Below are 6,693 nucleotides of genomic sequence, written 5' to 3'. Positions count from 1 at the left end.
TTTGCTGCTCAGGACCACTTTCGCGCCGCGCTGGCAGGTCTTGATCTCGGCGAAGACGGATTCGATCTCCCAGCGCTCGCGATAGAGGGCGGCCAGCTGCCGGGCTGGATAGCGGCGGGCATCCAACAGGGTTGTGACCAGGCGATAGTCGCTCCCTCCAGAGCTCGTGGCGGGGCCTTTGAGTTGGTAGGCCAGAACGCGGACCTGCACCGGGTCTCGTTTCGCCGGGTCGGTGCCGGCGTGGATGACGGAGAGCCATGATCCGTCACGCAGTACCTTGCGGACGGGCAGAACGCGGTTGGCCGGGACCCGCCACAACAGGTCGGCCCCGCTGTCGGTGAAGGCCCGCCACAGCGGGACACCGAGAAACTCGCGGTCGGCCAGCACCAGTTGGCCCGCAGCGCAGGACCGGGGCAGACGGCCGACCAGGGTGACTTCACCGGTCCGGCAGCCGGCGAGTTCCGCATCCAGCACCGCATGGCTGCCCACTGTCGGCGTACAAGTGAACGTGCGCCACCTCGTACGGAGGAATGCGCTCCGTTTTCGGGGCGGTGACGGGGTGGAGACCGTGAGTCTGCTGCTGTCGGTTCGGGGTGGCAGGGAGGCGGCTGACGGTGGTGTTGGATCCACATCGGTGGCTGGAGTTGAGGCGGTTCCGTCCGCTGTATGAGTCCGGTGCGATGAGCCTGCGGGAGATCTCCAAGGAGACCGGGCTGAACCGTCGGACGGTCAGCAAGTACTTGATGGATCCGTCTTCGGCCGCGCCGCCGAAGCGGGAAGCGGCCGGTCACAGGCATCGGCGGGTGGTGGACGAGGTTGCGCCGCTGATCGACGCGATGCTCAGGTCCGAGGTCCTGCTGAAGGCGTCGGTGATCCATGAACGTCTGGTCCAGGACTACGCGGTCAGCATCAACTACCAGCGGGTGAAGCTCTACCTGCAGGAGGCCCGGCCACGGATCGCGGAGGAACTGGGCATCGGTCCCGGCGAATTGGCGGGACTGCACCGGCGGTTCGAGGTCGTTCCAGGTGCTCAGGCCCAGGTCGACTGGGGTGACGAAGGGAAGATCCTGGCTCACGTGGGCATCCCGAAGGTCTACTCGTTCCACATGACACTGTCGTACTCGCGTGATCCTTTCTGCTGTTTCACCACCGGCCAGGATCTGGCGACGTTCTTCGACTGTCACCGGCTGGCGTTCGCGCACTTCGGCGGAGTGCCGATGAGCATCGTCTACGACCGCACCAAGACAGTCGTGCGTCGGCACGTTGCTCCGGGTGAGGCGGTCCCGCTGCACCCGGAAGCGGTCGCCTTCGCCGGGCATTACGACTTCGACGTCGACGTGCTGGCCGCTTACCGGCCCCAGGGCAAAGGACGGGTCGAGCGCCAGGTCGGCATCGTCCGGGACCATGTGCTCGCCGGGCGGGCCTTTTCCTCCATCGAGGAGATCAACGCCGCCTTCGCCGCCTGGGTGCCACTGCGGCGAGCGAAGGTCCATGGCACCCACGGAGAGATCATCGGGCTCCGGGCCGTGCGCGATCACACAGCTCTTCGTCCGTTGCCGGCGACTGCATATGTCGTCACGCAGCGGCATCTGCGGCATGTCGGCAAGGACTGTCTGGTCGCCTTCGACGCGAACCTCTACTCGGTCCCCGCCCGCAAGATCCGTCCTCGCCAGCTGGTCGAGGTCCGGGCGACGAAGTCCCAGGTCACATTGCACTCCACCATCGCCGACGCGAACGGTCAGACGTTGCTGGCCGTCCATCGACGGGCAGTCGGCCGAGGCGCCCGCATCGTGGACGAGACCCACTGGGACGGCCTGCCCACCGGCGGCGGCCGCCGCGTCACCACCGGGGACGATCTCCCCTCGCCCCATCGCGGGCAGCCCCTGGGGGCACCGGGTGGGCCACTGCAGGCTCTGCTGAACCGGGCCGCCGCCGCACACGTCGAGGTCGGCCGCCGTCCGCTGTCGGTCTATGACGAGCTGACCGGCACCCGCCCCTTCACCACCACCAGCCCGACCTCGCCCCCCGCAAGGTCAAAGACCTGGCCACCCTCTCCTTCGTCGCGGACAAGGCCAACGTCGCTCTGCTCGGGCCACCCGGGGTCGGCAAGACACACCTCGCTGTCGCCCTGGCCGTCGCGGCCTGCCGGGCCGGCTACTCGATCTACTTCACCAGCCTCGACGACATGGTCCGCCACCTGAAGGCCGCTGAGGATCAGGGGCGGTTGATGAGCAAGCTCACCAGCTACCTCCGCCCCGCCGTCCTCGTCGTCGACGAAGTGGGCTACCAGCCCCTCGAACGAGCCGAGGCGAACCTCGTCTTCCAGGTCACCTCCAAGCGTTACGAGAAGGGATCCATCATCCTGACCTCGAACAAGACCTTCAGCGAATGGGGCCAGGTCTTCGGAGACGAGGTCCTGGCCACCGCGATCCTCGACCGCCTCCTGCACCACTGCGAAGTCGTCTCGATCAATGGCAACAGCTACCGGCTCAAGAACCGCCTCCAGGCCATCGAACAGGAGACCGACGTGGCCTGAGCAGTGGCGCACATAACTTCGTACGCGATGGTGCACTCAGACGAGTACGCGGACAATCGCGTCCGAGCCGGGCAGCAGTGGGGTGTGCGCGGCCAGTTCCGCAAGGAACCTGCGGTGCACGGCGTGGAGTTGGAGAGCGTGTCCGTGGGAGAACGCACGCAGGAACGTACCCAGCGTGGACGGGGCGCGAATACCGCCGAACACGACCGGCATCGCCCCGTGACGCACCATCGCCAGGTCGTCGATGCTGTCCGCGCCCGCGGCCATACCCGCGACGATGCTGGTGACCTTGGCGTCTGCCGCCGCACCCGCGCCGTTCTTCGCCCCGGCCAGCTTCACCTTCTCCGTCACCAACCGCGACAGCCCGCACCGCTCGGCCAGTCGCAGCACCGGGACCAGCCCGGCCTGCGCGATCAGATTCGGATCATCGAACAGAGCGGAGACCGCCGCCGGCGTATGGGAAACTTGCATCTCGGAAGTGCCTTGCTGATTGTGCGTGCTGGAAGCCTGAAGAACTCCCATCATCGCAGGTCACAAGGCACTTCCTTGTTTCAAGAAGAGTTATCCACAGACATCGAATCGGTGGATCAAGGCTTAGGCGGATGCATGATGCGACCGCCGCACGCAACGAAGGTATCGGGATCTGCTTCCAGCACTTTCCCGATGTCGAGGTCCTCCTGGACGACGGCTATCTCGGGCTCCGTCGTGATCACCCAGGGCAGGCGGTGACACCGCCGAGAAAGGGCAACAAGATCAGCCCGCCCGAGGTCCTTGAAGCCCGTCGGCGAGCCCGCCACCGGCACTCCTCGAAACGCATCACCGTCGAACACGCCCTCGCCGACCACAAACGCTGGAAGCAACTGACTCGCTGGACCCACCGCCGCGAAGTCCTGCCCGCCACCTAGTGGAGGTGGGCACGCGGCTATTGATCACGCGGCGAGTGTGAGTTTAGCGGTGTGGTGTCGGTGTTCGTATTCGTTGGGGCTGAGGTGGCCGTTGGCGGAGTGCCGGCGGCGGGTGTTGTAGCGGGTCAGCCAGGCGAAGACGGTCCTGCGGCAGGTAGCGGAGTCGCCGTAGTCGTGGGCGCCCTGGAGGGTCTCGCGTTTCAGGGAGGCGTGGAAGCTTTCGCAAGCCGCGTTGTCGGCGCTGGTGCCGACCGCGCCATCGACCGTGTGACCCCGAGCTGGTCGCATAGGCCGGCGAAGGCCCGGTATTCGTATTGGGCCCCGTGGTCGGAGTGGAACACGGCACCGTCCAGGCGGGTGCGGGTCGAGGCCGCCATCCGCAGTGCGTCGGCGACCAGGCCGGTGCGCATGTGGTCGGCGATGGACCAGCCGACGACCTTGCGGCTGAAGCAGTCCAGCACGGTCGCGAGATAGAGGAACTCCCCGCCTGCGAGCGGGAGATACGTGATGTCGCCCATGTATTTGCGCCCCGGCTCGGTAGCGGTGAAGTCCCGCTGGAACAGGTCCGGGACCGGTGAGGCCGCCGGGTCCGGGACGGTGGTGCGCACGCGTCTGCGCAGGCGGATCCCGGTGGTGGAGAACGTCCGCATGATCCGGGCGATCCGCTTCTCGTTGACCCGCCGCCCTTTCTCACGGAGCTCGGCCGTCACTCGCGGGGAGCCGTAGGCGCCGCCGGACTCGCCGTGGACCTCGCGGATCTCCTCGGCCAGGATCCGGTCCTTGTGCTGCCGGGTGGCCCGGGCCTCGGCGCCGGCAAGCCACTTGTAGTAGCCGGACCGGTTCACGTCCAGGACGTGGCAGAGCCGCTACACCTCGTAGGTGTTCCGATGGTCGTCAACGAACTGGAAGCGGCTCCTCACCAGTTCGTCTCTCCGGCGAAATACTTGGCCGCCCTGCGGAGGATGTCCCGCTCAGTGGCGAGCTTGCGCTCACTCGCCTCGAGCTCGGCCACCCTCGCCTCCAACTGCCGCACCCGCTCGTCCGGATCAGCGGACGGCACCGCCTCCCAACGTTGGGCGCCCGGCTTCGCAATCGCGGCGGTGATGCCACGGCGTTCGCGGTCCCGCAGCACCCACTCACGCAGGGTCGCCCGGTTGACACCCAGGTCAGCGGCGATGCTCTTGTAGATCGCCCCAGGTGTGGACTCGTACAGGGCCACGGCATCGTCCTTGAACTCGTCCGAGTAGTCCCTCCATCGCCATCGGCGCTCGCGGGGTAGCTGACGGTGCCCGGGGCGGGTGCTGGGCGATGGTTTTATGGGCACGACCGGGGCGTGACGCGGACGAGCGGGCCGTCGTTCGCCGGCTGTCGCGGCACGGAAGGTTCCGCGCGATGTGGTGATGCGGGCCCGGATGATCGAGCTGAGCTGGTCTGCTACGAGTGCCGGAAATCGCTGTGGAGCTGGGCTGCAGCGAGAAAACGATCCGCTGCTGGTTGCACCGCTTCAACCGCCTGGGCCTGCAGGGACTGGATGATCTGGGCGGGCAGGGCCGTAAACGGCGGATCACCGAGGAGGAACGCTCCAGAATCATCGCTCTGGTCAAGACCGTGCCGCCGGGGCGACTGCGGTGGGAGCCCGTCGGGGAACTGTGGGCCTTCGACGAGTCGGGACCGTCCGAATGGCGCTGGATTCTCTGACCGCGGCAGCACGGGCGGCAGGGATCGAGGCCGAAGTGTGCGACTTGAAGTAGCCGAGCCGGATGCTGTTGCTCACCTCGGCGGCGGGTCCAGGGTAGATACATCACCAGACCGCGAGTACTGAGAGTTGACGCTTTCGCTTGCGAGACCGCCTCTATGCCGAGCTGCTGGTGGATCTGGAAGCGGAGCTGTTCGCCACGTTGCCTTGGACCGGGATGAAACGGTGCTCTGTTCATGCCTCTGCGAAGGACTCCTGCGGGGAGGTGCTGCTCGTGGGGCAGCCCCTCCCCGCAGGAGTCAGTGACGCGGGCAAGCGCTTTAGAGCGCGCACCCTTTCTTGCAGACAACGGCTGCGAACAGCGAGGAGATTGCGCTCCTTAGCTGAGCGGCTCAGCCAGTGACCGCCGTCCAGCACGTGGACGGACTTGCGTTTGCGGGATCGAGGGCATTACGCACTTCGTGCAATGCTATCCGGTCAAACGTTAGAGCTGCGTGCCCAGTGAAGTCGGCAGCGCACAGGTCCTGGAGAACGACGTTCCGTACGTTGGCGCCGGTGAGAAACTGCTTCTGGTACGGAGTGGCGACAGCATCGTACTGAGTGGCGATAACCGTGTAGGAAACGCCGGGAACAACGTCACCACCTGCATTGAGGTCTTCCAGGAAGGAAGAGCCGGCAAGCTGCTCGGAACAGGCGGGGCAGAGACTCCTGTAGACGTCAGCGGCTCCCGGTATGCGAGCGGCCAGTGTCGCGATTCCGTCGATGGTGGTGCCGTGATTCGTCGGTCCCAACCCGATAAGCGAGTTGACCTTCTCCTTTCCGTTCAGATACTTCAAGTAGTAGCGCGGCATCATCGCGCCTTGCGAGTGGCCGACCATATCGACCTTCTTGGCCCCTGTTGCGGCCAGAACCCCGTCGACGAAGTCGCTGAGCTGACGGGCCGAACCAGCTACCGGTGCTATTCCCTTTAGAAGCGGAACCCCTGACTTTTCACCGTAGTTGAGTGCAAATACACAATACCCCTGGTTCTTCAGTTCCGGAGACAGGGTATTCCATACGGCGGATGCTGCGGTGAATGTCCCGTGGACGAGGACAATCGGCCTGGGGTGTGCCGCATTGGGCTTGCACCACCAATCATTGGCACCCTTGACATTCGGGTCGGCAAGCTTTTGTGCTGTCGGAACAGGATATAGCGGATCCGCGTGAGCTGAATTCTGTGCAAACCCGACCGTGAGGATGAGGGACGCAGCGGCAGAAGCAAGAAGGCTGCGCGCCCAAGATCGGGAGGAAAGTGGCCTAGTGAAACGCAAGAAATTCTCCAGTTGACGGCTCTTCGGAACCCTTCGGGCTCTGGAGATTCTAAGATTGGCATCCGATCCTAGTAATGAGTAGAAAATACCCATGCTGGAATCGTCGGATTACTCAAAGGTGTTCCAGTGTCGCAGAACAGGGGTGAGGCCTTGAGCGTTTTCAGCGTGGCCACTGATCGGGTGACGGCGGTGGCATGAGGTGGATGCCCGCAACACACAGGGCTCCCGTGCCGTTGAGGGAGGTGT

At 65.2% G+C, this 6,693-nt stretch carries 4 protein-coding genes and 4 pseudogenes; 4 read left to right on the top strand and 4 right to left on the bottom strand.

Features of this window, described 5'->3' with window-relative positions; genetic code table 11:
• The coding region (locus tag ACFWBT_RS40680; protein ID WP_385709195.1) for a transposase at positions 1-489 on the bottom strand (489 nt) is incomplete at its 3' end.
• A gap of 125 nt (positions 490-614) precedes the next feature.
• Between ACFWBT_RS40680 and istA the strand changes: the two are divergent.
• Positions 615-2,018, top strand: a pseudogene (gene istA, locus ACFWBT_RS40675) (IS21 family transposase); the annotation flags it as partial.
• Positions 2,009-2,536, top strand: a pseudogene (istB, locus tag ACFWBT_RS40670) (IS21-like element helper ATPase IstB); the annotation flags it as partial. The pseudogenes istA and istB, both read left to right, overlap by 10 nt.
• Positions 2,537-2,572: 36 nt before the next feature.
• On the opposite strand, the gene ACFWBT_RS40665 reads toward istB, so the two are convergent.
• Positions 2,573-3,007 carry a hypothetical protein gene (locus ACFWBT_RS40665; protein ID WP_385709192.1) on the bottom strand — a complete coding sequence of 145 codons (435 nt, stop codon included), beginning with the start codon at positions 3,005-3,007 and terminating at the stop codon, positions 2,573-2,575.
• A 128-nt stretch (positions 3,008-3,135) separates the two neighbouring features.
• On the opposite strand from ACFWBT_RS40665, the pseudogene ACFWBT_RS40660 reads away from it, so the two are divergent.
• Positions 3,136-3,441: pseudogene (locus tag ACFWBT_RS40660) on the top strand (IS5/IS1182 family transposase); the annotation flags it as partial.
• A 24-nt stretch (positions 3,442-3,465) separates the two neighbouring features.
• Here the strand turns inward: ACFWBT_RS40660 and ACFWBT_RS40655 are convergent.
• Positions 3,466-4,660: pseudogene (locus ACFWBT_RS40655) on the bottom strand (IS3 family transposase).
• Positions 4,661-4,881: 221 nt separating this feature from the next.
• Here ACFWBT_RS40655 and ACFWBT_RS40650 point away from each other — a divergent pair.
• Complete coding sequence (locus ACFWBT_RS40650) at positions 4,882-5,139, top strand: helix-turn-helix domain-containing protein (RefSeq protein WP_385709189.1); 258 nt, start codon at positions 4,882-4,884, stop codon at positions 5,137-5,139.
• A gap of 390 nt (positions 5,140-5,529) precedes the next feature.
• Here ACFWBT_RS40650 and ACFWBT_RS40645 read toward each other — a convergent pair whose 3' ends face one another.
• Complete coding sequence (locus tag ACFWBT_RS40645) at positions 5,530-6,540, bottom strand: esterase/lipase family protein (protein WP_385709187.1); 1,011 nt, start codon at positions 6,538-6,540, stop codon at positions 5,530-5,532.
• Positions 6,541-6,693: the final 153 nt, after the last annotated feature.

The sequence above is a fragment of the Streptomyces sp. NPDC060027 genome (assembly GCF_042737005.1).
Classification (GTDB): Bacteria; Actinomycetota; Actinomycetes; order Streptomycetales; family Streptomycetaceae; genus Streptomyces.
The sequence above is the reverse complement of the archived record's forward strand: the minus strand, read 5'-3'. Positions and strand labels throughout refer to the sequence as shown.

Bases quoted from the DNA above. Each gene is read 5' to 3' on its own strand.
- ACFWBT_RS40645 (WP_385709187.1), bottom strand. From the start codon at position 6,540: ATGGGTATTTTCTACTCATTACTAGGATCGGATGCCAATCTTAGAATC.
- ACFWBT_RS40665 (WP_385709192.1), bottom strand. From the start codon at position 3,007: ATGCAAGTTTCCCATACGCCGGCGGCGGTCTCCGCTCTGTTCGATGAT.